Raw genomic sequence first — 23,043 nt, 5'->3', positions numbered from 1 at the left:
GAAGCAGCTTGCACAAGCTTCTGGTGTGGTGAATAGGCTCTTAGCTTAAGGATGCCAAACCCGTTATGTATCATGTTGTCGCTGCAACTACCAACCCGGCAAAGATCAAGGCTATTCAACTGGCCTTTGATGACGCCTTTGGCGCGGACCAATGTCGCATTGAATCTGTCGACGTCGCCAGCGGTGTCTCGCTGCAACCGATAGGCAATCACGAAACCCGTACCGGCGCACGCCAGCGCGTAATGGAAGCCCGTCAGGTTCGCCCTGAGGCCGACTTTTGGGTCGGCGTGGAAGCAGGCATAGAAGAGAATATGACCTTCGCCTGGATGACGGTGGAAAGCCCGCATACTCGTGGCGAATCGCGCTCAGCCAGCCTGATGCTGCCGGAGGCAATTTTACAGGGAATTCGCGCCGGCCGCGAACTGGGCGCGGAGATGGCTGCCATTACCGGCAATAGCGACGTGAAGCGCCAGGGTGGCGCTATCGGCATCTTTACCGATGGGCGATTGAGCCGCACCAGCGTTTATCATCAGGCTCTGCTGCTGGCATTGGTCCCTTTTCACAATCCTGTCTACCAAAGCCACAACGGCACGCCGAATAAATAATCTATACCGGGCGTTGCGCTATTGCGCATCGCCCAGTAACTGTTGCTCCAGCCACTGTTTCAGCGCCGGCGTCGCCGCTTTCAGGCTGTTCGAACCGCGAGTGATGGTGGCAATCCCCGCACCCAGTTCATTCTTCAGCTCGCGCTGGCTCATCTCACCGCGCATCAGCTCCTGAATAATCCGTACCCGCGTGCCTAACGCCGTACGCTCATCCGGTGTCAGCAACAGTTGCATCAGCGGTTGATGCAACTCCTGAGCGAACGAATTTTGCAGCAGCGCGACAAAGCGCAGCCAATCCTCATTACCTTGTTCTGAAAGAGCCGGATCGTTAAGCGATAATTGCGTCATGGCAAGCCACCATACTATTTAACTAGTACAGCAGCATACCATAGCGCCGTCAAAATCAATAACGTCTCTGCCACTCGGCATCGGTCAGTACCTTGGCCGGGCGGTGCATCAAATAACGGTAAAACGCGTCATAAGCCAGCACGTTCTTCACGTAGGAACGGGTCTCCGAGAACGGGATGCTTTCAACAAAAGCCACCGCATCGACACGCCCTTCGCTATTGCCCAACCAGGTATTCACCCGCGATGGGCCGGCGTTATAGGCTGCCGACGACAGGATACGGTTACGACCAAACTGCTGGTAGACGTACTCCAGGTAACTGGTGCCGATAGTGATATTGGTGCGCGGGTCAAGCAGTTGGCTCGGGCTTGAGTAACCGGGAATATTGTACATTTGCACGGTATGTTGCGCGGTCCGCGGCATCACCTGCATCAGGCCGCTGGCCCCCACCGGCGACTGGGCTTTCGGGTTCCAGGCGCTCTCCTGACGGGCGATCGCCATGGCGTAGCTCGGCGTGATGCCTTTGTCATCGGTAGCGCTGCGGAACTCTTGCGACCAGGCCACCGGGAAGCGCTCCTCGAGGTGATCCCACAGCTTGCCGACGATGGTCGCCTGCACGCTGAGATCGGCCCATTTCTGCTCGAAGGCATAACGCGCCAGCGCTTCCTGTTCAGGCCGGCTGCGGCTGGCAACGAACGAGGTCCACTCGCTGCGCGCCAGGTTATCCATGTTCCAGTACATCAGTTCACGCACGCGGGCAATTTCCGGCCCGTCCACCAGTGAAGCGCGGGGTTTTGCCGCCACCGCCACCATGACCGGGTACGGTTTATTCAGTTTCTGCGCCGCCACCATAGGGTAGAAACCGCGTTCGTTCATCAGACTGCGCAGGAGCTCTTCACCCTCGCTGCGCTTGCCTTCATCCAGCAAGATACTCGCACGCCAGTAACGCCATTCGTCTTTATTGCGTGATTCTGCCGGCAGGCGCGAAAGCCAGGTCGCCACACCCTGACGATCGCCGTTACCCAACGCCATGCGCACACGGCGTTCCAGCAGCGTCGGAGACTGGCTGCGCAGGATGACCTTATCGCGCCACTGGGTCTGCTCGAAAGTCGCATCGCTGCCCATCAGGCGCCACGCCACCGCCTCTTCCAACCCCAACCGCTCGCTGTCGCTCATTTTCTGCAGGCGGGCGATACTCGGGATCATTGCGCGGGCATTTTCAGCATCCTGACGCGCCAGCCGCTCGAAAGCGATGCCGGTCGCCGCACGGGTAAAGTCAGTCGGCCCTACGCTGCGGGCAAAAGCCTCTACGGTAGCGGGATCGTTTTGCAGGCGCACCAGCGCATCACCCATGGTCTGATATTCTGACGGCAACTGGCGATAGAGGCTGTTAACCAGGCTGCTGTTGCCCTCTTTTAACGCCAGTTTCATGCGCTCCAGGGTATTCAGCGGCGTTTGCTTGCCGGCACCCTGCCAGACGTTGAACAGTTTATCGCAGGCGCCCGGCAACGTTTTACCGCTCATCCAGAGATCGTCCGCGCCGCTCCAGGCCGCCTGTTGATCGCCGGTGGCCCATTTGGCGTAGTAATAGTTACAGCGTGCCGCGACCGGTTTGGGGGCCTGCGGGCTGAACGCCAACAGGGTGCGCCAGTCTTCACGGCGCGCCAATTCATTGACAAAACGCGGCGCCAACGACTTGGCGGGGGGCAGCGTCGGGTGCTGCTTGATAAAGTCATTCACCTCGGAGAAACCGGCCTGGCTGAGATCCTGCGTCAGTTCGCGGTATTCCAGATAAGGATAAAGCGGATAATCACGCAGCGTCGGCATCAGTTGCGCCACGACGTCCATCTGATTACTGTCCCACGCCTGCTTGATTTGCAGATAACGCTGACGCTGTGCGTCGAGGGAGTCCGCCATTGCCGCGCCCGAGAATGCCGTCAGGCACAGCCCCACGGCCAACAACCGCCACTTGTCTACCTTGACCATACTTACTCTTTCCTCGCTGGTTGTGTTGCCGGAACCCTTTCTCCCCTTGCCGCGCTGCGCCAGCGGTCAAGGCCCGGAGAAACCGGCTCTTCGAGTGTTTCGCGCCCTGAAGTGGAATACACGTCAGAGCAAAAGGATGTGCAGAGCGATAAGCTCAGGCATCTACCGTAGACAGCGCAATTGCCTATCCATTCAACTACTGTAGAAGAAGAAGTTTATCGTCATGAGGGGCGGCAGGTAAAAAACGTTTACCCTGGCTGACAAATTAAATAAAGGTGTCACGTAAGGTGCCGCACTGCCGCTCAACGCCGCTTCCTTTGCCGAAAACGCCTGGCAAACTCCCCGGGCCGTTTTTATACTGTTAAAAAAAGATAGGATAAATCCGAGAAAACGGCACATAAAGCGCGCAACAGCGATATCTTATAATACAATCCGCGCCAATTATGGGTTAGATAGTGTTCATCACACAGTGCGATTGATAGTACTTAGTATTACGTTTCCCCCTTCGGTCGGGTCAGGTTTCTCATTGTTAGATCACCGCTACCTTACTGCGGACGTTGGCAGGAATGGCAGATGAAGATGGCAAAAAATGCCGTGATGATAGCAGCCAACGCGAAAAGCTCATTCACGAGCTTCGTTTGCGCACGTCTGGGTGGCGACCGCTTGTTACCACTCATTGTAGTCCTGCTGCTGGCGTTTCCCGGATTGGCTCGCTCCGACACGGGCAATACCTATCAGAATCGCACTCATGCCGTCACCACCGTCGTGGTCGGCATCATCAGCTATGCCCGCTGGCCCAGTGAGCCCAAACCCATCCGCCTGTGCGTAACGGCACCGACCCACTATGCCGAAGGCTTGTTCGACCCTATTCTGCTGAGCGCTCCCCGGCCGATAAAAGCCGAGCGAGTGCCCTTTGACAGCCCTCTGCTGAGCACCGGCTGCGACGTAATTTATTTGGGTAATATCAATACCGGCCAAAAACAAAACTTTATACAGCGTATTCATGGCCATTCCATTCTCAGCATCAGCGAGAACGACGGTGAATGCTCTGCCGGCAGCGCTTTTTGCCTGCAAATTGACGGCGACCAGGCCAGTTTCAAGGTGAACCTGGACGCGCTGGCGCGCAGCGGCGTTCGCGTTCATCCTAACGTGCTGCAGCTGGCGCGCAAACAGGCGCCGCCGCTATGATGTGGTTGCGCAAGAACCGTTCCGGACATTCGCGGCCCACGCTGGGCCGGGTACTGCAACGAGCCAATCTCGGGTTGGCACTGATTGCCGTCGGCACCGCCGGGATTTTCTTGACGCTGGTGGCGCTGTTCGCGCTACGCGCCTACGCTAACCACAACCTGCACCTTATTGCGCGTTCCATCAGCTATACGGTTGAAGCTGCAGTGGTGTTTGGAGACCGCCCCTACATTCGCGAGGCGATGGTACTTATCGCCGCCAAAGAAGAGGTGTCGGAAGCCAAAATCCTGAACAACAGCGGTAACGTGCTGGCCAGTTGGCATCGCCCCAAGGATGGTCCGCTGCACGGCCTGGAGCAGATTGTCGCTCACTGGGCGCTGCCGGAGCCGGTGGTCTTGCCGATCACCCACGAGGGCAAGCAGGTCGGCAAGGTCTGGCTGAGCGGCAACGGCGGCAGCCTGTTGCGTTTTCTGCTGCGGGGTATTCTGGGCATGATCGCCTGCCTGGTGCTCAGTACCCTGTGCGCGCTGATTCTTTCCCGCCGCATGCTGCTGGGCATTGTCAGTTCGCTGGATGATATCGCCAAGGTGGCGCATGCGGTGCGGCGCGATCGCACCTTCGGGCTGCGGGTGCCGTCGGCGCCCATTGCCGAACTGCACGAATTGAGCAACGACTTCAACGGCTTGCTCGATGAGCTGGAGGCCTGGCAGGCGCACCTGAAACAGGAAAATGATTCACTGACCCACCGGGCGACCCACGACAGCCTGACCGGGTTGCCGAATCGCGCCTTTTTTGAAGGGCGGCTGAGTCGCGCACTGGGCGATATTGAGCCGACAGAAAAACTCGCAGTGTTGTTTATCGACGGCGATCGTTTCAAGGAGGTGAACGACAGTTACGGTCACGCCGCCGGCGACGCAGTGCTGACCACCATTGCCGGGCGCATTCGCGCGCAGCTGCGTGAAAGCGATCTGGTCGCGCGTTTAGGCGGCGATGAGTTCGCGGTGCTGTTGGCGCCGGTTCACAGTACGGAAGATGTGCTGCAAATTGCCGACAACATTATCGACTGCATGACCCAACCGGTAATTTTGCCGAACGACGAGGCGGTGACGACCTCTCTGAGTATCGGTATTGCGCTTTACCCTGAACATGCACTAACGCCTCAGGGTCTTTTGCACGAAGCTGACGATGCGATGTATCAGGCAAAGCATCGTTATAACGGAGGCTGGCGGCTGGCAATACAGAAATAGAGCCCCAGTTATAAAATTAAAACCAGGGATTTGATTATGATACAGCAAACACTAAAAAACCGTTTCTCACTGCTGGCGATAATGTTTGTCGCCTTGCTCACCCTTGCAGGGTGCCAGAGCAAACCGCAGGGCCTGACGCCCGAGCAGGTCGCGTTGTTGCAGTCTCACGGGTTCAAACTGACGGATAACGGCTGGGAATTCGGCCTCTCCGACAAAGTGCTGTTCGGCAACAACATCGGCAAGCTGAATCCGGAAAGCACCGAAACCGTCCAAAAAATGGGCCGCGCGCTGATGAGCGTAGGCATCACCAAGTTCCGTCTGGATGGCCATACGGATAACTACGGTGAAGATAGCTATAACGACCAGCTTTCGCTGCGCCGCGCCGATGCAGTGGCCGATTTGCTGGCCAGCGTAGGCATTCCGCGCGCCAATATCGAAACCCGCGGCATGGGCAAGCGCGATCCGGTCGCCGATAACCGCACCTCCAGCGGCCGTGCGGAAAACCGCCGCGTCGCGATCGTCGTCACACCTTAATCTGCCGTTATGCGCCTGTTAAAGGCGCATAACGGGTTATACTTAGCGATCGCTGATGATGTCTGGGATCCGTGTTCGAAACGGGCTACACTCCGCAACCACCAGACATCCTATAAAAACTGATATAGAGAGGCTTAGAGCAACGTGGCTCAATACGTCTATACCATGCATCGCGTCGGCAAAGTGGTCCCGCCGAAGCGTCACATCCTGAAAAATATCTCCCTGAGCTTCTTCCCTGGCGCCAAAATTGGCGTGCTGGGCCTGAACGGCTCCGGTAAATCCACCCTGCTGCGCATTATGGCCGGCATCGATACCGATATCGAAGGTGAAGCGCGCCCGCAACCGGGGATTAAAATCGGCTACCTGCCGCAGGAACCGCAACTTAACCTGGAACATACCGTTCGCGAATCGGTTGAAGAAGCGATGGCAGAAGTCGTCGGTGCCCTCAAGCGACTTGATGAAGTGTACGCGCTGTACGCTGAAGAAGGCGCCGACTTCGACAAGTTGGCCGCTGAACAGGGCCGCCTGGAAGAGATCATTCAGGCCCACGATGGTCACAACCTCAACACCCAATTGGAGCGCGCCGCCGATGCGTTGCGCCTGCCGGAGTGGGACGCCAAAATCGCCAACCTTTCCGGTGGTGAACGTCGCCGCGTAGCGCTGTGCCGCCTGCTGCTGGAAAAACCGGACATGCTGCTGCTGGACGAACCGACCAACCACCTGGATGCCGAATCCGTGGCCTGGCTGGAACGCTTCCTGCACGACTTCGAAGGCACCGTAGTGGCGATCACCCACGACCGTTACTTCCTGGATAACGTGGCCGGCTGGATCCTGGAGCTGGACCGCGGCGAAGGCATTCCGTGGGAAGGCAACTACTCTTCCTGGCTGGAACAGAAAGACGCTCGTCTGGCGCAGGAAGCCTCAACCGAAGCCGCTCGCCGCAAGTCGATCGAGAAAGAGCTGGAGTGGGTGCGTCAGGGTGCCAAAGGCCGTCAGTCTAAAGGCAAGGCCCGTCTGGCGCGCTTTGAAGAGCTTAACAGCACCGAATACCAGAAACGTAACGAAACCAACGAACTGTTTATCCCACCTGGCACCCGCCTGGGCGATAAAGTGGTTGAAGTTCACAACCTGCGTAAATCCTACGGCGACCGCCTGCTGATTGACGATCTGTCATTCGCCGTACCTAAGGGCGCGATTGTCGGCATCATCGGCCCGAACGGCGCAGGTAAATCCACGCTGTTCCGCATGATGTCCGGCCAGGAACAACCTGACTCCGGCAGCATCGTGCTGGGCGATACCGTCAAGCTGGCTTCTGTCGATCAGTTCCGCGACAGCATGGATAATGCCAAAACCGTGTGGGAAGAAGTGTCCGGCGGCCAGGACATCATGCGCGTGGGCAACACCGAAATGCCAAGCCGTGCCTATGTTGGCCGCTTTAACTTCAAGGGCGTCGATCAGGGCAAACGCGTGGGCGAACTGTCCGGTGGTGAGCGTGGCCGTCTGCATTTGGCCAAGCTGCTGCAGGTTGGCGGCAACGTGCTGCTGCTCGACGAACCCACCAACGACCTGGATATCGAAACCCTGCGCGCGCTGGAAAACGCCCTGCTGGAGTTCCCGGGCTGTGCGATGGTGATCTCGCATGACCGTTGGTTCCTTGACCGTATTGCCACCCACATTCTGGACTATCAGGATGAAGGTAAGGTGGAGTTCTTCGAAGGCAACTTTACCGAATACGAAGAGTACAAAAAGCGTACTCTGGGTGCCGATGCGCTGGAACCTCGCCGTATCAAGTACAAAAAAGTCACCAAGTAACGTCAGCTTGGCGATCTATGCTCTCAAGCCCGCACCTTGCGGGCTTTTTATTATCCCCAATCCAGCGCCTGCGCATAGTCCACAAAGACCGGGTGCTGCAGCACCACGTCGATAAAGCAGGCCAGCGCCGGCGAATTCAGCTTGCGGCTCGGGTAGACCAGATACAGTTCATTCCCCTCCGCCCGCCATTCCGGCAACACCTCCACCAGTTGCTTTTGCGCCACCACCTCGCGGCTGAGGAACGCCGGCAGCAGGGTAATGCCGGCGCCGGAGATGGCACACTCGCGCGCATACAGCAGGTTGTCAGTGATATGCAGCATCGGCAGTTGCCAGCGGTAATACTCGTCGCCCCGACGCAGGCTCCACGCCGGCCAGGCGCGGTGCGCAATGCAGCGGTGCTGCTGCAACTGCTGCGGATGAAGGAGCGGCGGGAACTGCGCCAGATAGGCCGGTGCCGCCAGCAAATAACGCGGAGTATGCCCCAGGCGGCGGCCAATCAGCGAGGAATCCTGGGGTTTGCCGGTGCGCAACGCGGCGTCATACCCCTCTTGCACCAGATCCACCATCGCGTCGGACACCGAGACTTCGAGCGAGACATCCGGATACTGACGCTGAAAATCCGCCGCCAGCCGCGCCAGCAGAGTCGCCCCCAACCCGGCTGGCGTCGAGATGCGCAACCGGCCGCTCGGGTTGTCACGCAGCCGCTGCAAGGCCAGATCGGCCCGTTCGGCAGCGGACAACATCTCCTGACAGTGCACCAGATAGCGTTCGCCGGCGAAGGTCAGGTTGAGCTGGCGGGTGGTACGATTGAGCAGCCGCAAACCCAACGTCTGCTCCAGCTGGCTGATGCGCTGGCTAACGCTGGATTTCGGCAAACCGGCGCGGTTGGCTGCGGCGGTGAAGCTGCTGCACTCGGCCACCAGCGCAAACAACGCCATGTCCTGCAGCTGTTTAAACATCATTGTTCACCTTAAACGAACACTTAGTTATTTATTGTCCATCTTATCACTCTTCTCTCGGAGGTCTACACTGAGGGTATTCATTCTAAAGGAGCACAATCATGCCGATTAAAGCCATTGCCGTAGACCCGAAAAACCCCGCCGGTTTCATTGAAATCAGCCCGGAAAAACCTGCCCCAGGCCAATACGATTTGCTGGTGGAGGTCAAAGCGGTATCGGTCAATCCGGTAGATACCAAAGTCCACGCCGGCCTGCAAAAAAGTGGCCTGCAACAGCCGCGTATCCTGGGCTGGGATGCCAGCGGCGTGGTGCTTGAGGTGGGCAACGGCGTCACAGGTTTCAAAGCCGGTGATGAAGTTTGGTACGCCGGTGATATCACCCGCCCAGGCAGCAACAGCACTCAGCAGTTGATTGATTCACGCATCGCTTCACATAAACCGCGCAGCCTGAACTGGGCTGAATCCGCCGCCATGCCGCTGACCGCGCTGACCGCCTGGGAAGCGTTGTTCGAGCACCTGAAAATCCAGGATGCGACGGAAGATAAAACCCTGTTGATTATCGGCGGTGCCGGCGGCGTTGGCTCGCTGGCGATCCCGTTTGCCGCCCAGTTGAGCAAGGTGAAGGTGATTGCCACCGCTTCACGCCCCGAGTCGGCGGCCTGGTGCCGGGAGCGCGGCGCCGATCTGGTGGTGGATTATCATGATCTTAAAGGGAATCTGGCGCAGCAGGGTATTGAAACCGTCGATTATATTCTTTGCCTGAACGATACCGATGGCCACTGGAAAGCGATCTCGGATCTGATCGCGCCGCTGGGCCATATCTGCACCATCGTGGAGAACCAACAACCGCTCGATCAGAACGCGTTGAAGCTGAAAAGCGCCGCGCTGCATTGGGAATTGATGTTTACCCGCAGCATGTTCACCACGCCGGACATCGCCCAACAGGGAGAAATCCTCAAGCAGGTGGCGCAGTTACTGGACGACGGAAAGCTGAGCACCACACTGAGTGAAACGCTGCAGGGGCTGACGGTGGAGACCCTGACCGCCGCGCATAAAAAACTGCTTGATGGGCATATGCAGGGCAAACTGGTGATTGTTTACTGAGGCAAGAGAGGCGCAGCATGCTGCGCCTCCGGCTTATTCCGACGTGGCGCCTACCAGTCGGCTGGCATCGGCCGCCAACAGCTGTTTTACCAGTTCGACGCAGCGCAGGAAGCGCTCCTCATAGTCGCTGGATTCCACGTGTGCATACTCGATATTGTTGGCGCGCAGCATCTCTTCCAGCAGGTGCTGGAACGCCTTGCGATCGGTCGGCGCGCCGAGGCTGCGCAGGCCATCCGCCACCCACGGGGTGTTATTTTCCAGCAGGATCACCAGATCAAACCGGTATTCGTCGATCAGCGCCTGCACGAAGGGGTGCTCGCGCCCTTCGTACTTTTTGCAGAACGCCTGGGTAGTGACGAAATCGGTATCGATAAACGCCACCTTGTTGGCGTATTTAACTGCAAAGTCAACGTACTGCGCCTGCCCTAACGCAATCTTGTCGTAGTCGGAGTACTGCAACGCCATCTCATCGCCGCCCAGATGCGAGAACACATAGTCGCGACCATATTCCCAGGCGCTGGTGGTGTTAAAAATGTTCGCCAGCTTGTTCACCAGCGTCGATTTGCCGCTCGACTCACCGCCGAGGATCGCCACGGTGCGCACGAAGAACGGCTTCACTTCGGTCGGAATGTAATCCCAATAGCGGAACGGATCCTGACGGATTTGGCTGCCGCTGATGTTCATGAATGAGCGTTCGGGATCGATCAGAATGGTTTCCATCGCCAGATGCTCGCGATAACGCGGGGCGTCTTGCGTTTCGCTGGAATAGATAAAGCTCGGCACTATGCCCTTCTGTTCCATGAAGGCTTTCATCCCGTCGCTCCACACGTTCCAACCGTGCGGATAGGGTTCGATGCCCTGCTCGTCGAACGAATGAATATGGATGTTTTTCTGGTACTTGAAGGTTTGCAGCAGCCAACGCAGACGGTCGCTGACCGTGGGCTGTTGCGACATCGAGCTGTTCTCGAACAGTTCCCGGTCACGCGGTTCGTCGTGACACAAAATCACGTGCAGCTCATCCACCTGGCTGCAAGCGCGCTGAATCAGGTAAATATGGCCGGTGTGCAGTGGGTAAAATTTACCAAACACCACACCGACCTTTTTCTCGCGACGCGGGAATTCCAGGCCAAGAAAACGGTGCAAAGCTTCCAGTTTCTGAGCGCTTGGGCTTTTGATTTTGTCATTCAACAGCTGGCTGAGGTAGCCTTTGGTCATGCCGCTGGCATCCGCCACCTGCTGCAGGGTACAGCTCTTCTGCTTGATAGATGCTTTCAGGTAATCGAATTGCCGCATAACCCCTCCGTTTAATATGCTAAACAAAATAGCATATTCTGCGCATCACATGGCAATTAATAGAATTGTTCCAGCACGTCCAGGGCGTCCGCCAGCTTTTTCACGCCGAACACCTGCATATTTGCCGGCGGCTTTTTCGGCACGTTGGCGTGCGGCACGATAGCGCGCTTGAAGCCGTGCTTTGCCGCCTCGGAAATACGCTCCTGCCCACTCGGCACCGGGCGAATCTCTCCCGCCAGCCCCACTTCGCCGAACACCACCAGATCGTTCGGCAACGGGCGGTCGCGCAGGCTCGACACCAGCGACATCAGCAACGCCAGATCGGCGCTGGTTTCACTGACTTTCACCCCGCCGACCACGTTCACAAACACATCCTGATCCGACATCTGCAACCCACCGTGGCGGTGCAGCACCGCCAGCAGGATCGCCAGCCGGTTCTGCTCCAGACCGACCGCGACCCGGCGCGGGTTGGACATCATCGAATGATCCACCAGCGCCTGGATCTCAACCAGCAGCGGCCGGGTTCCTTCCCAGACCACCATCACCGAACTGCCGGAAGTGACTTCGTCGCCACGGCTGAGGAAGATGGCGGACGGGTTGCTGACTTCACGCAGGCCCTGCTCGGTCATGGCGAATACCCCCAGCTCATTCACCGCACCGAAGCGGTTTTTATGGCTGCGCAGGGTGCGAAAACGGGAATCGGCATCGCCGTCCAGCAGTACCGAACAGTCGATACAGTGTTCCAGCACCTTCGGCCCGGCCAGCGAGCCGTCTTTGGTGACGTGCCCGACCATGACAATCGCCACGCCGCGCGTTTTGGCAAAGCGCGTCAGGTAGGCGGCGGTTTCCCGCACCTGTGCCACGCTGCCCGGCGAAGACTGAATATCCGCCATGTGCATCACCTGGATCGAGTCGATCACCATCAGCTTCGGCTGCTCTTGTTCGGCGATCAGGCAGATCTGCTCGATACTGGTTTCCGACAGCATGTTCAGGTTACCGGTCGGCAACCCGAGGCGGTGAGCGCGCATCGCCACCTGTTGCAACGATTCCTCGCCGGTGACGTACAGGGTTTTCATCTGCTCGGACAGCTTGCACAGCACCTGCAACAGCAGAGTACTTTTACCGGCACCGGGGTTGCCGCCGATCAGGATCGCGCTGCCCGGCACCACGCCGCCGCCCAGTACGCGGTCAAACTCAAGAAAGCCGGTGGAAAAACGCGGCAACTCGTCCAGGCTGATGTCCGAGAGTTTTTGCACCTTGCTGATGCCGGCATCACCGGCATAACCGCTTAAACGCTCGGAGCGAGAAGAAGAGGACACCGCAGCCAGACGAACTTCCGTAATGCTGTTCCAGGCGTGACAAGCGCTGCACTGCCCCTGCCAGCGCGGATAATCTGCGCCGCACTCATTACATACAAACGCCCGTTTTGCCGCTTTTGCCACGTATTACCTCTTACTCGATATTTTTAGCGAACTTCGTGTTTCAGGCTGCCGGTCAGTACGCACAGCACGCCCATCAGATCGGCATGGCGAATGGACACCTGCGCCTTGTCATACACTTTCGGTTTGGCGTGGTAGGCAATGCCCAGCCCGGCCGCCTGTATCATTTTCAAATCATTGGCACCGTCGCCGATAGCCACGGTCTGCTGCGGGGGAATGCCCAGCTTTTCCGCCAACGCGATCAGCGTATCGGCCTTGAATTGCGCATCAACCACCGGCCCCAGCACTTCGCCGGTCAGTTTGCCGTCGCGGATCCCCAGCTCGTTGGCCGCCACCGCCACCAGCTTCAGTTTGTCGCGCAGATACTCGGCATAGTAAGTGAAGCCGCCGGACGCGATCGCCACATGCCAGTCCATCGCCTGCAGCTTGCGCACCAGGTTGATCAACCCCGGCATCAGCGGCAGTTCATCGCGTACCTGTTTGAGGATATTGGCATCGGCACCTTTCAGCTTTCCAACGCGTTGACGCAGGCTGGCGGTAAAATCCAGCTCGCCGCGCATTGCGCGTTCGGTCACTTCCGCCACCTCATCACCGACGCCCGCCAGCTTGGCGATTTCGTCGATGCATTCAATCTCGATCGCAGTGGAGTCCATGTCCATCACCAGCAGCCCAGGGGTGCGCAAATGGGGGATCTTGCCGAGCGGCGCCACGTCCAGCCCGTTCTCCGCCGCCAGCATTTTGGCGCGCGCCGTCAGGGTGCCCGCCAGCCGGACGACCTGATAGTCCTCTACGCACCAGGCGGTGACGATCACCATCGCCGCACCCAGCTTGCGCTGGAAATGAGTAATGCGCGTTTTATCCAGCTCTCTGCCGTATAATAGCCAACCGGTATGGCCCGCCCGATAATCCAGCGGCATCACTTCGTCGCCGCTCAGCGAAAGGGGAAGACCCGGCCATTGAGAAATCTCTGCCGGGAGATCGCAATAGGTCAGACTATTCGACATCATTAACTCCTGAAAAAACGCTGCATGATAAAACGACGCATCAAGCTATCCTATCGCCATTGGTTCTGGCAACATAAAGTGTCCAAGATGCCCAAGGAACCTGAATGGCTCGCGCTAAACTGAAATTCCGCCTGCACCGCACCGCTATTATCCTGATTTGCCTGGCTTTGCTGGTGCTATTGATGCAGGGCGCGTCCTATTTTAGCCTGAGTCACCAGATGGCGCGATCCGAACAGGTGGAAGAACTGGCGCAAACGCTGACCAAACAGGTGGCCTCCAGCCTGGCGCCCCTGCTCGATGACGACAGCGACGTCGACAACCAGCGCGTCGACGCCATCCTCAAACAGCTTACCGACCACAGCCGCATTCTGGACGCCAGCGTCTATCAGTTGGACGGCACGCTGGTTTCCCACGCCGGTGAACAGATCAGTATACGCGATCGCCTGTCGCTTGACGGCAAACGCGCCGGCAGCTATTTCAATCACCAGTTGGTGGAATCCATTCAGGGTAAAGACGGCCCGATAGGCTTTATCCGCATTACGCTGGACACCCACGTGCTGGCGACCGAGTCCAAACAGGTGGATAACACCACCAACCTGCTGCGCCTGATGATCCTGCTGGCGCTGGCCATCGGCATTATCCTGGCGCGTACCCTGCTGCAACATCGCCGCAGCCGCTGGCAGCAATCGCCGTATCTGCTGACGGCCAATACGCCGCTGGAAGAAGGCAATACGGTGGAAGACGACGACGATGACAAGCCTCAGGATAAGGAAGAAGCGAAACAGCCTTAAGCCAGGCGCATCACTTGCTCGACATTATTCACGTGTGAATAGATCGGTGAATAGATTACTGGCGCCAACTACCTGCACGGTAAAGCACTCGAAGAGAATCCTTGCGGAGGATGAATAGATTGGTACAGAGGCGCAGCAGGATGCTGCGCCCGCAGTATGCTTACTCTTTGTCGCCCAGCAGCACGGATTCCAGCGCGATAACGATCATCTCGTTAAAGGTGGTTTGGCGCTCTGCGGCGGTGGTGGCTTCGTGACGCAGAATGTGGTCGGAAACGGTACAGATGGTCAGCGCCTTGCAGCCGAACTCTTCATACAGCTCAGCCGCCACGCCGTAGATGCCGGCCGCTTCCATTTCTACGCCCAGGATGCCGTACTTCTTCATCACCTGGAACATGTCCGGATCCGGCGTGTAGAACAGATCGGCGGAGAAGATGTTGCCCACGCGCGCCGGGATACCTTGCGCCGCGGCCGCGTCTACCGCGTTGCGCACCATGTCGAAGTCGGCAATCGCCGCATAGTCATGATCTTTAAAACGCATGCGGTTCACTTTGGAATCGGTGCAGGCACCCATGCCGATCACTACGTCGCGCAGCTTGATATCGTCGCGCACTGCGCCGCAAGAGCCCACGCGGATGATCTTCTTCACGCCGAACTCGGCAATCAGTTCACGCGCATAAATGGAACAGGACGGGATACCCATACCGTGGCCCATTACGGAGATTTTGCGGCCTTTGTAGGTGCCGGTGAAGCCCAGCATGCCACGCACGTTGTTCACTTCCACCGCGCCTTCCAGGAAGGTTTCCGCAATGTATTTTGCACGCAGCGGATCGCCCGGCATCAGTACTACGTCAGCGAAATCACCCATTTCAGCATTAATGTGCGGCGTAGCCATAATTGTCTTCCTTCGAATCGTATTAAATAAAAACGTTAAACGTATAAGCCTTTGGATGTCGAGTCGCAGCCAACAAGGCTGCGGCTTGAAAAACGGGGCTTAGAACATGGATTTACCGTATTCCATCGGCGACACGCCAAAATAGCTGGCAACGGTCTGGCCAATGTCGGCAAAGGTCTCACGGTGGCCCAGCGAGCCCGGTTTCACTTTCGGGCCGTAAACCAATACCGGAATGTGCTCACGGGTATGGTCGGTGCCCGGCCAGGTCGGGTCGCAGCCGTGGTCGGCGGTGAAGATAATGATGTCTTCATCTTTCACCAGTTTCAACAGCTCCGGCAGGCGGCGGTCGAACAGCTCCAGCGCGGCGGCATAACCCGCCACATCGCGGCGGTGGCCGTAAGAAGAGTCAAAATCAACAAAGTTAGTGAACACGATGGTGTTGTCGCCGGCTTTTTCCATTTCGATCAGGGTCGCGTCAAACAGCGCGTCGATGCCGGTAGCCTTCACCTTTTTGGTGATGCCGACGTTAGCGTAGATATCGGCGATTTTACCGATCGACACCACTTCGCCGCCCTTCTCGTCCACCAGTTTTTTCAGCACGGTAGGTGCCGGCGGCTCTACCGCCAAATCGTGACGGTTGCCGGTACGCTGGAACTCGCCCGGCTTGTCGCCGAGGAACGGACGCGCGATCACGCGACCGATGTTATAACCGCCTTCGGTCAATTCTTCGCGAGCGATTTCACACAGCTCATACAGACGGTCCAAACCGAAGGTCTCTTCGTGACAGGCAATCTGGAACACCGAGTCGGCTGAGGTATAGAAAATCGGCTTACCGGTTTTCATGTGCTCTTCGCCGAGTTGATCGAGGATTACGGTGCCGGAGGAGTGGCAGTTACCGAGGTAACCCGGCAGATTGGCGCGCTCGACCAGCTTGTCCAGCAGTTCCTGCGGGAAGCTGTTGTGTTCGTCGCTGAAATAGCCCCAATCGAACAAGACCGGTACGCCGGCGATTTCCCAGTGGCCTGACGGCGTATCTTTACCGGAAGACAGTTCGCTCGCATAAGCGTAGGCACCGATAATATCCGCATTGCTGTCCAGCCCCTGCGGGAAGGTACCGGTGGACTCTTCCGCCGCTTTACCCAGGCCCAGACGGCTCAGGTTAGGCAAGGTCAGCGGGCCCTGACGGCCAACGTTGGCTTCACCGCGCGCGCAAACCTCGGCAATGTGGCCCAGGGTATCGGAGCCCTTGTCACCAAAACGCTCGGCATCTTCGCTTGCGCCGATACCAAATGAGTCCAATACCATAATAAATGTGCGTTTCATCTGTGCTCTCCTGCGTGTTCTCACGCTGTGGGCGACAGCGAAAAGGCCGCTGCCGCTCCTGATTCGTTAATTATTCCGTGATGCGCTTATACACCACTGGCGTTTCTTCCGGCGCTTTGTCGCTCAGCACCATAGCGCTGCGTACCGCTTCGGCCGCCTGCTGCCAAGTCTCTTCGTCGTTGGCGTGGATCACCGCCAGCGGCTGCTGGGTATCCACTTTATCGCCCAGTCGCGCCATGCCGGTCAGGCCGACGCTGTAATCGATACTGTCGGTCGCGCGGCGGCGACCGCCGCCCAGCGATACCACCGCCATGCCCAGCGCACGGGTATCCATCGCGCTGATAATGCCCTGTTTTTCGGCATACACCGGCTTGCTGAGGGTCGCGGCCGGCAGATAGCTGTCGTAGCGCTCGACGAAATCGGTCGGGCCCTGCTGCGCCGCCACCATGCGGCCAAACACTTCTGCCGCTTTGCCATTGTCCAGCACTGCCTGCAGCTTGGCGCGCGCGTCGGCGTCATCTTTCGCCAGGCCACCGGAAAGCAGCATTTCCACGCACAACGCCATCGTCACTTCCAGCAGGCGCGGGTTGCGGTATTCGCCGGTCAGGAAACGTACCGCCTCGCGAACTTCCACCGCATTGCCGGCGCTGGAGGCCAGGACCTGATTCATGTCGGTCAGCAGTGCGGTGGTTTTACACCCTGCGCCGTTGGCCACGCCAACGATCGCCTGCGCCAGATCGGCCGACAGCGCATAGGTCGGCATAAAGGCGCCGGAGCCGACTTTAACGTCCATCACCAGCGCATCCAGCCCTTCCGCCAGCTTCTTCGCCAGAATGGAGGCGGTAATCAGCGGAATGGAATCTACGGTGGCGGTGATATCGCGGGTGGCGTAAAAACGCTTGTCCGCCGGGGCCAGCGAGCTGGTCTGGCCGATAATGGCCACGCCAACGTCCTGAATAATCTTGCGGAAGGCGTTGTCGTCCGGGAAAATGTTAAAGCCCGGGATCGCCTCCAGCTTGTCCAGCGTACCGCCGGTATGGCCCAAACCACGGCCGGAAATCATCGGCACGTAGCCGCCGCAGGCCGCCACCATCGGGCCGAGCATCAGCGAAGTGACATCGCCCACGCCGCCGGTGGAGTGCTTGTCGACCAAGGGCCCGTTCAGCGACAGGCTTTTCCAATCCAGCACGGTACCGGAATCACGCATCGCCATGGTGAGCGCCACGCGCTCCGGCATGGTCATATCGTGGAAATAAATGGTCATCGCCAGCGCGGCGATCTGACCTTCGGAAACCACATTGTCGCGGATCCCATTGATGAAAAAGCGGATTTCCGCCTCGTTCAACGGCTGACCGTCACGTTTTTTACGAATAATTTCTTGTGCCAGGAACAAAGCATCCCCCTGATTGAGCGAATGTAGGGTGCAGGCAGGCGCTGCATCGCGCCTTGCCGACGTTATCGATCAGTATCCGCTGCCGGGCGCTGCGGTGCTGTGGCCCAGCGTCGTCAGCAGGCTGGCTAACAGGCTGGAGGCGCCGAAACGGAAATGACGCGCGTCGGCCCAGCCTTCACCCAGAATACGATCGGCAAGTTGCAGATAATGCAGCGCGTCTTCCGCCGTGCGCACGCCGCCGGCCGGTTTGAAACCCACCGTTTTGGCGACGCCCAGATCGCGGATCGTCGACATCATCAACTCTGCGCTTTCCAGCGTGGCGTTGACCGGCACTTTACCGGTAGAGGTTTTGATAAAATCGGCACCGGCGTTAATGGCAATTTCCGACGCTTTACGGATCAGATTGGCCTGCTTCAATTCACCGGTTTCAATAATCACTTTAAGCAGCACGTTGGCCGCCTGGCAGGCTTGCTTGCACTGCTTCACCAGCTCAAAACCGACCTGCTCATTACCGGCGATCAACGCGCGGTAAGGGAACACCACGTCGACTTCGTCGGCACCATAGGCGATAGCCGCACGGGTTTCCGCCAGCGCGATGTCGATATCGTCGTTGCCATGCGGAAAGTTGGTGACGGTCGCGATGCGGATGTCCGGCGTCCCTTGCTCACGCAGGGCCTTGCGCGCCACCGGAATAAAGCGCGGATAAATGCAGATGGCCGCCGTATGGCCGGCCGGGCTGTTGGCCTGACGACACAGCGCGATCACTTTCTCATCGGTGTCGTCATCGTTAAGCGTGGTTAAATCCATTAGGGCCAGCGCACGTTGCGCTGCTGCGGTTAATTCGGTCATAAAACTCTCCAACTGCGAACCTGGGTGTTGGCGAGCGGACTTGGTTCCTTGAAGATAGCGCCGGGGAACGGGTTCCCGCGGCGGCAACTGAGATCCTTCTCACCGCACTTGGCCCTGCATATCGAGCAGGGTCAGTAATAGCTATTTGAACACGATCGCCCGGGGCAATTCGCGCTCAGAGTCACACTATATGAAATAACACTGTAACAGGACGGAATTATATGTGAAGAGCATCACAAAATAACGCGATATCGTTCACAAATTCGCTAAAGAAACGGATGCAGACGACGAGCACGACATCCTGTGCCCGTTTTAGAGTATAGGCGGTGTCCCGCAATAGGGCCTGGTGCGCCATTGCGGAACCTTGCCTGGCTTACAGCGCCAAAAAGAACCCGGCGATGGTGGCGCTCATCAGGTTGGAGAGCGTGCCGGCCGCGACCGCCTTCAGGCCGAAGCGCGCGATATCGTGCCGACGGTTCGGCGCCATGCTGCCCAGGCCGCCGAGCAGGATCGCCACCGATGACAGGTTGGCAAAGCCGCACAGCGCAAAGGAGATGATCGCCTTGGTATGCGTCGACAACACCTGCAATCCTTCCGCCGCCACCACGTCGTCCGGGCGCAAATAGGCGCCGAAATTCATGTAAGCGACAAATTCGTTGACGATAATCTTCTGGCCGATAAACGAGCCGGCGGCCATCGCCTCATGCCACGGCACGCCGATCAGGAAGGCGATAGGTGAGAAGACCCAACCGAGCATCAGCTCCAGCGACAGCTGCGGGTAGTCGAACCAGCCGCCGATACCGCCAAGGATGCCGTTCAGCAAGGCGATCAGCGCAATAAACGCCAGCAACATGGCACCGACGTTCAACGCCAGTTGCATGCCGGATGCCGCACCGGACGCCGCCGCATCGATCACGTTGGCCGGGCGGTCATCTTCGGCGATCAGTTTCGTCGCATCGTCTTTATCGTGGGTTTGTTCGGTTTCCGGCACCATCAGCTTGGCGAACAGCAGCCCGCCCGGCGCGGCCATAAACGACGCGGCAATCAGATACTCCAACGGTACGCCCATCTGGGCATAGCCGGCCAGCACCGAACCGGCCACCGAGGCCAGGCCACCGCACATGACGGCGAAAAGTTCTGACTGGGTCATGGTGGCGATATACGGACGCACCACCAGCGGGGCTTCGGTTTGGCCGACGAAGATATTGGCGGTCGCCGACAGCGATTCGGTGCGTGAGGTGCCCAACAATTTGTGCAAGCCGCCACCCAATACGCGGATCACCAGTTGCATGATGCCGAGGTAGTACAGCACGGCAATCAACGAGGAGAAGAACACGATCACCGGCAGCACGCGCAGAGCGAAAACGAAACCGCCGCCACCGAACACCTCAAACATCTTGTCGGAAACCAGCCCGCCGAAGATAAACGAAATCCCCTGGTTACCGTAGGCGATCACGTTAGCCACACCGGCCGACATGCCGCCGAGAATGCTGCGGCCCACCGGCACGTACAGCACCAGCGCGCCAATGGCTACCTGAATGATGAATGCCCAGACAACGGTGCGCAATTTAATGGCGCGTCGGTTGCTGGAGAGCAGCACGGCGATGGCGATCAGTGCCGCCATTCCTACCAGGCTCATAATGAGTTGCATGCAAAGTATCCCTGTTGCGAAAAAGAAATGCATCCCTACCCGGTAGAAACGAGAGGTCCGCCGAAAAGTGATTTCGGGGTGCGATTATACGGCGCGGGACAGTCCCCGCACCGATTTATGTCACAAATGTATACAACAGGAAGCAAATGAAAATCTTATAACGTGACAGTTGTCACGCTTTTTAAGGATTTTATCGTTCAGAGACGAAACAGGGCGTGGGTATTGCGTTGCAGGTGGGCGGCAATGTCATCCGGGGATTCCGGACGCAGTTGGCACAATATCTGGAACACTTCTGCGGCGCGTTCAGGGCGATTCGGTTGCCCCTGATAACCGGCCAGCGGCATGTCCGGCGCATCGGTTTCCAGCAGCAGGGAGGCCAGCGGCAACTGGGCCATCACGCCGCGGGTTTTCTGCGCGCGCTCATAACTGATGGTGCCGCCGACGCCAATGTAATAGCCCAGGCGAATAAATGCCTGCGCCTGCGACAAGCTGCCGGCAAAGCCATGGACCACGCCACGGCGCGGCAAAGGCACGCGGCGCAGCGCGGCGGCCAGTTGATCGTGCGAACGGCGAGAATGCAGGATCACCGGCAGATCATGCTGTTTTGCCAGCTTCAACTGGGCAATCAACAACCGCTGCTGGCGCTCAAACTGCGGGTTTTCCATGTACAGATCGAGCCCTATCTCCCCAACCGCCACCAGCTTCGGCGGCCGGCTGGCCAGAAACCCGGCCAACTGCTCAAGCTGCGGTTCCTGATGCTGGGCAATATACAGCGGATGCAACCCCAACGCGGCATACAGTGGCTGATGATCGCGCGCCAGCTTCAACACCCGAGCAAAACGATCGGCAGTTACCGTCGGCACGATAATTCGCCGCACACCCGCTTGTTCGGCCAGCGCCAGGCTTTCGCTCTCATGATCGCTGAAAGGCGGAAAATCGAAATGACAGTGGGTGTCGGTAAAATCGTGACTCACAGCCCGCCCCCCTCGCCCGGCGGCACGTCACCCGGCAGGATAATTTTCGGCGCGACCAGGCTGGCTTCCGATTGCGCCGCAAGACCTTGCGGATGATTGACATCGGTGATGATCGGCGATGGCATTCTGACGTTCTCCGGCTGGAGCAGACGGCGCGACAGCGCTTTTTTCACTTTTATGCCGTCCAGTTCCTCTTGCTGCATCAGCCAGTGGCCAACGGTCGCCAGGAAGTAACGTCCACAGCGGCGACCCAGATGATAATCCTGATTCAGCGACGTCACGCGGCTGCCCAACGCATTGCTGGCCAGCGGTTTTGGCGGGAAAATCTCAAAGATGCGCAGCTTGCCCGGCGGTTTCTCAATAAACTGCTGGATGCGGTGATAGCTTTGCTCATGGTGTTGCAGGATGCGCACCATCTGCTGCAGGCTGCTTTCGCTCAGCCAGTGCTCCATGCGTTTCATCCACTGCGGCGTGTAATACATCTGAGAAGGCACGGTACGAATGACCACGATAGTATCGGCACCGCGGCGGTAGGCCTCTTCAACGGGGATAGCGTCACTGATGCCGCCGTCTTGATAGCTGACCCCATCCAGCTCTACGCCCATGCGGTAAAAGCCGGGGATGGCGCTGGAGGCTTTGATCGCCGGCAGCCAGCTGGCACGTTGCGCCGGCAGGTAAGTCGGTTCGAAGTCATCGCTGCGGCAGGCGCACATCAGGAATTCACGGCCATCGACCAGGTGCTTTTCGGCCACGTCCATCGCCAACGGCAAGTGTTGCGAGGTGGTGTCGACCAGCCAGTCGAGGTCAATCAGGTGCCCACCGCGCACAAAGCGCAGCGGGTTAAAGAAGTCGGCGGTGGTGGTGTAGCGGGTGATGACCCGTCGTGCATAGCCCATCTGGCCGCAAATAAAGGCCGAGAGGTTTTGCGCGCCGGCAGACGTGCCGATCATCAGGTCAAAAGGGTTAAAGCGGGCACGCTGAAACTCGTCCAGCACGCCGGCGGTAAAAATGCCGCGTTGCCCGCCCCCTTCACATACCAACGCCATTTTACCGGGCCGGTATGGTTTATACGCCAGCGGTTCTATATTGCCGAGCGTGATGGGTATTCTGTATCCCAACCCAGTATCCTCAGTGAGACGTTTTTTCCGAGGATACCTCGTCTTGCTCTCTTCCGTAATCCTCTTGCAGTACGCCAGAGAGGCAGTCATTGCTGCCCATCAGCCAAATGCAGTCACTGCCGGACCATTCCGCCACGGCCTGACATACCTGCCCCCTCAGCTGTTTCCAGCGTCCGAGGATGATGTCGCTGTTCATGACGCACCTCCCTACTGCAAGAAAAGGAATCAAGCTTTGTTACACTTTGAGGGAAGCTACGGGCGTCGGCGGCCGGTAAACAGGCTGACCAGGAACAGGATAATCCCCACGACGAAGACGATTTTTGCGGCCCAGGCGGCGGTACCCGCCAACGTCCCAAAACCTAACGCCGCAGCAATCAATGCAATGACTAAAAAGATAATGCCCCAACGAAACATAAGCCTCTCCTTACCATAGTGAAAAAAATCATCACAGCCTGCGTCTTTTTCGGACATCCTCAGGCTGCGGGTTAATTTCTTTTTTTGGTGGTGCATCCTGGGTTGACCTCATCACCAACCCAGGA

General features: G+C 58.2%; 22 protein-coding genes. 7 read left to right on the top strand and 15 right to left on the bottom strand.

Annotated features, from left to right (window positions below; translation table 11 throughout):
• The first annotated feature begins 65 nt into the window (after positions 1 to 65).
• Positions 66 to 605, top strand: coding sequence for an inosine/xanthosine triphosphatase (yjjX, locus tag V2S86_RS17120; RefSeq protein WP_330763429.1), 540 nt, complete (start codon positions 66 to 68; stop codon positions 603 to 605).
• An 18-nt stretch (positions 606 to 623) separates the two neighbouring features.
• Here the strand turns inward: yjjX and trpR are convergent, their stop codons facing one another.
• Positions 624 to 953 (bottom strand): trp operon repressor, encoded by a 330-nt coding sequence (gene trpR, locus V2S86_RS17115; protein WP_004949979.1) that lies wholly within the window; start codon positions 951 to 953, stop codon positions 624 to 626.
• Between the two features lie 55 nt (positions 954 to 1,008).
• On the bottom strand, positions 1,009 to 2,937 hold the full coding sequence (sltY, locus tag V2S86_RS17110; protein WP_330763428.1) for a murein transglycosylase: 1,929 nt from the start codon (positions 2,935 to 2,937) through the stop codon (positions 1,009 to 1,011).
• A gap of 573 nt (positions 2,938 to 3,510) precedes the next feature.
• Here sltY and V2S86_RS17105 point away from each other — a divergent pair.
• The 4 genes from V2S86_RS17105 to ettA all read left to right on the top strand — a co-directional run bounded on the left by V2S86_RS17105 (position 3,511) and on the right by ettA (position 7,715).
• The gene (locus V2S86_RS17105) at positions 3,511 to 4,125 is read left to right on the top strand and encodes a YfiR family protein (RefSeq protein ID WP_330763427.1); all 615 of its coding nucleotides are present in this window, start codon (positions 3,511 to 3,513) and stop codon (positions 4,123 to 4,125) included.
• Positions 4,122 to 5,369 (top strand): diguanylate cyclase domain-containing protein, encoded by a 1,248-nt coding sequence (locus V2S86_RS17100; RefSeq protein WP_330763426.1) that lies wholly within the window; start codon positions 4,122 to 4,124, stop codon positions 5,367 to 5,369. Before V2S86_RS17105 ends, V2S86_RS17100 begins: the two co-directional genes overlap by 4 nt.
• 36 nt (positions 5,370 to 5,405) lie before the next feature.
• Positions 5,406 to 5,903 (top strand): OmpA family protein, encoded by a 498-nt coding sequence (locus V2S86_RS17095; protein WP_330763425.1) that lies wholly within the window; start codon positions 5,406 to 5,408, stop codon positions 5,901 to 5,903.
• Between the two features lie 144 nt (positions 5,904 to 6,047).
• Positions 6,048 to 7,715 (top strand): energy-dependent translational throttle protein EttA, encoded by a 1,668-nt coding sequence (gene ettA, locus V2S86_RS17090; RefSeq protein WP_330763424.1) that lies wholly within the window; start codon positions 6,048 to 6,050, stop codon positions 7,713 to 7,715.
• Positions 7,716 to 7,765: 50 nt separating this feature from the next.
• Here ettA and V2S86_RS17085 read toward each other — a convergent pair whose 3' ends face one another.
• Positions 7,766 to 8,677 (bottom strand): LysR family transcriptional regulator, encoded by a 912-nt coding sequence (locus V2S86_RS17085; protein ID WP_330763423.1) that lies wholly within the window; start codon positions 8,675 to 8,677, stop codon positions 7,766 to 7,768.
• Positions 8,678 to 8,775: 98 nt separating this feature from the next.
• Between V2S86_RS17085 and V2S86_RS17080 the strand changes: the two genes are divergently transcribed.
• Positions 8,776 to 9,777, top strand: a complete 1,002-nt coding sequence (locus tag V2S86_RS17080) for a zinc-binding alcohol dehydrogenase family protein (RefSeq protein WP_330763422.1) — start codon at positions 8,776 to 8,778, stop codon at positions 9,775 to 9,777.
• A gap of 33 nt (positions 9,778 to 9,810) precedes the next feature.
• Here V2S86_RS17080 and nadR read toward each other — a convergent pair whose 3' ends face one another.
• Genes nadR through serB form a run of 3 tightly spaced genes read right to left on the bottom strand, consistent with a single transcriptional unit; the run spans position 9,811 to position 13,513 of the window.
• Positions 9,811 to 11,070 carry a multifunctional transcriptional regulator/nicotinamide-nucleotide adenylyltransferase/ribosylnicotinamide kinase NadR gene (gene nadR / locus V2S86_RS17075; protein WP_330763421.1) on the bottom strand — a complete coding sequence of 420 codons (1,260 nt, stop codon included), beginning with the start codon at positions 11,068 to 11,070 and terminating at the stop codon, positions 9,811 to 9,813.
• Positions 11,071 to 11,126: 56 nt separating this feature from the next.
• Positions 11,127 to 12,512, bottom strand: coding sequence for a DNA repair protein RadA (gene radA / locus V2S86_RS17070; RefSeq protein ID WP_004949941.1), 1,386 nt, complete (start codon positions 12,510 to 12,512; stop codon positions 11,127 to 11,129).
• Positions 12,513 to 12,535: 23 nt separating this feature from the next.
• Positions 12,536 to 13,513, bottom strand: a complete 978-nt coding sequence (serB, locus tag V2S86_RS17065) for a phosphoserine phosphatase (protein WP_330763420.1) — start codon at positions 13,511 to 13,513, stop codon at positions 12,536 to 12,538.
• Between the two features lie 104 nt (positions 13,514 to 13,617).
• Here serB and V2S86_RS17060 point away from each other — a divergent pair, with 104 nt between their 5' ends.
• The gene (locus V2S86_RS17060; RefSeq protein WP_330763419.1) at positions 13,618 to 14,304 is read left to right on the top strand and encodes a YtjB family periplasmic protein; all 687 of its coding nucleotides are present in this window, start codon (positions 13,618 to 13,620) and stop codon (positions 14,302 to 14,304) included.
• A 160-nt stretch (positions 14,305 to 14,464) separates the two neighbouring features.
• Here V2S86_RS17060 and deoD read toward each other — a convergent pair whose 3' ends face one another.
• From deoD to V2S86_RS17015, 9 genes are all read right to left on the bottom strand, one after another.
• Complete coding sequence (deoD, locus tag V2S86_RS17055; protein WP_006320026.1) at positions 14,465 to 15,196, bottom strand: purine-nucleoside phosphorylase; 732 nt, start codon at positions 15,194 to 15,196, stop codon at positions 14,465 to 14,467.
• A 99-nt stretch (positions 15,197 to 15,295) separates the two neighbouring features.
• Entirely contained in the window at positions 15,296 to 16,519 is a 1,224-nt protein-coding gene (gene deoB / locus V2S86_RS17050) for a phosphopentomutase (protein ID WP_013811425.1), read from the bottom strand.
• 70 nt (positions 16,520 to 16,589) lie between these two features.
• Positions 16,590 to 17,912: a thymidine phosphorylase gene (deoA, locus tag V2S86_RS17045; protein WP_330763418.1), complete on the bottom strand. Its 1,323-nt coding sequence runs from the start codon at positions 17,910 to 17,912 to the stop codon at positions 16,590 to 16,592.
• A 69-nt stretch (positions 17,913 to 17,981) separates the two neighbouring features.
• Positions 17,982 to 18,761 (bottom strand): deoxyribose-phosphate aldolase, encoded by a 780-nt coding sequence (gene deoC / locus V2S86_RS17040; RefSeq protein ID WP_330763417.1) that lies wholly within the window; start codon positions 18,759 to 18,761, stop codon positions 17,982 to 17,984.
• A gap of 373 nt (positions 18,762 to 19,134) precedes the next feature.
• Entirely contained in the window at positions 19,135 to 20,400 is a 1,266-nt protein-coding gene (locus V2S86_RS17035) for a NupC/NupG family nucleoside CNT transporter (protein WP_330763562.1), read from the bottom strand.
• Positions 20,401 to 20,609: 209 nt separating this feature from the next.
• On the bottom strand, positions 20,610 to 21,386 hold the full coding sequence (locus V2S86_RS17030; protein ID WP_330763416.1) for a TatD family hydrolase: 777 nt from the start codon (positions 21,384 to 21,386) through the stop codon (positions 20,610 to 20,612).
• On the bottom strand, positions 21,383 to 22,504 hold the full coding sequence (locus V2S86_RS17025) for a patatin-like phospholipase family protein (RefSeq protein WP_330763415.1): 1,122 nt from the start codon (positions 22,502 to 22,504) through the stop codon (positions 21,383 to 21,385). Before V2S86_RS17025 ends, V2S86_RS17030 begins: the two co-directional genes overlap by 4 nt.
• A gap of 10 nt (positions 22,505 to 22,514) precedes the next feature.
• Complete coding sequence (locus V2S86_RS17020; protein WP_006320012.1) at positions 22,515 to 22,700, bottom strand: CsbD family protein; 186 nt, start codon at positions 22,698 to 22,700, stop codon at positions 22,515 to 22,517.
• Between the two features lie 56 nt (positions 22,701 to 22,756).
• On the bottom strand, positions 22,757 to 22,918 hold the full coding sequence (locus V2S86_RS17015; protein WP_004955572.1) for a DUF1328 domain-containing protein: 162 nt from the start codon (positions 22,916 to 22,918) through the stop codon (positions 22,757 to 22,759).
• Positions 22,919 to 23,043: the final 125 nt, after the last annotated feature.

The sequence above is a fragment of the Serratia sp. C2(1) genome (assembly GCF_036352655.1).
In the GTDB taxonomy this organism is placed as follows: Bacteria; Pseudomonadota; Gammaproteobacteria; order Enterobacterales; family Enterobacteriaceae; genus Serratia; species Serratia inhibens.
The sequence above is the reverse complement of the archived record's forward strand: the minus strand, read 5'-3'. Positions and strand labels throughout refer to the sequence as shown.

What these genes read in the sequence shown, in the direction of transcription:
- yjjX (WP_330763429.1), top strand. Translation starts at nt 66, where the DNA reads ATGTATCATGTTGTCGCTGCAACTACCAACCCGGCAAAGATCAAGGCT.
- trpR (WP_004949979.1), bottom strand. Translation starts at nt 953, where the DNA reads ATGACGCAATTATCGCTTAACGATCCGGCTCTTTCAGAACAAGGTAAT.
- sltY (WP_330763428.1), bottom strand. Translation starts at nt 2,937, where the DNA reads ATGGTCAAGGTAGACAAGTGGCGGTTGTTGGCCGTGGGGCTGTGCCTG.
- V2S86_RS17105 (WP_330763427.1), top strand. Translation starts at nt 3,511, where the DNA reads ATGAAGATGGCAAAAAATGCCGTGATGATAGCAGCCAACGCGAAAAGC.
- V2S86_RS17100 (WP_330763426.1), top strand. Translation starts at nt 4,122, where the DNA reads ATGATGTGGTTGCGCAAGAACCGTTCCGGACATTCGCGGCCCACGCTG.
- V2S86_RS17095 (WP_330763425.1), top strand. Translation starts at nt 5,406, where the DNA reads ATGATACAGCAAACACTAAAAAACCGTTTCTCACTGCTGGCGATAATG.
- V2S86_RS17085 (WP_330763423.1), bottom strand. Translation starts at nt 8,677, where the DNA reads ATGATGTTTAAACAGCTGCAGGACATGGCGTTGTTTGCGCTGGTGGCC.
- V2S86_RS17080 (WP_330763422.1), top strand. Translation starts at nt 8,776, where the DNA reads ATGCCGATTAAAGCCATTGCCGTAGACCCGAAAAACCCCGCCGGTTTC.
- nadR (WP_330763421.1), bottom strand. Translation starts at nt 11,070, where the DNA reads ATGCGGCAATTCGATTACCTGAAAGCATCTATCAAGCAGAAGAGCTGT.
- serB (WP_330763420.1), bottom strand. Translation starts at nt 13,513, where the DNA reads ATGTCGAATAGTCTGACCTATTGCGATCTCCCGGCAGAGATTTCTCAA.
- V2S86_RS17060 (WP_330763419.1), top strand. Translation starts at nt 13,618, where the DNA reads ATGGCTCGCGCTAAACTGAAATTCCGCCTGCACCGCACCGCTATTATC.
- deoD (WP_006320026.1), bottom strand. Translation starts at nt 15,196, where the DNA reads ATGGCTACGCCGCACATTAATGCTGAAATGGGTGATTTCGCTGACGTA.
- deoB (WP_013811425.1), bottom strand. Translation starts at nt 16,519, where the DNA reads ATGAAACGCACATTTATTATGGTATTGGACTCATTTGGTATCGGCGCA.
- deoC (WP_330763417.1), bottom strand. Translation starts at nt 18,761, where the DNA reads ATGACCGAATTAACCGCAGCAGCGCAACGTGCGCTGGCCCTAATGGAT.
- V2S86_RS17035 (WP_330763562.1), bottom strand. Translation starts at nt 20,400, where the DNA reads ATGAGCCTGGTAGGAATGGCGGCACTGATCGCCATCGCCGTGCTGCTC.
- V2S86_RS17020 (WP_006320012.1), bottom strand. Translation starts at nt 22,700, where the DNA reads ATGAACAGCGACATCATCCTCGGACGCTGGAAACAGCTGAGGGGGCAG.
- V2S86_RS17015 (WP_004955572.1), bottom strand. Translation starts at nt 22,918, where the DNA reads ATGTTTCGTTGGGGCATTATCTTTTTAGTCATTGCATTGATTGCTGCG.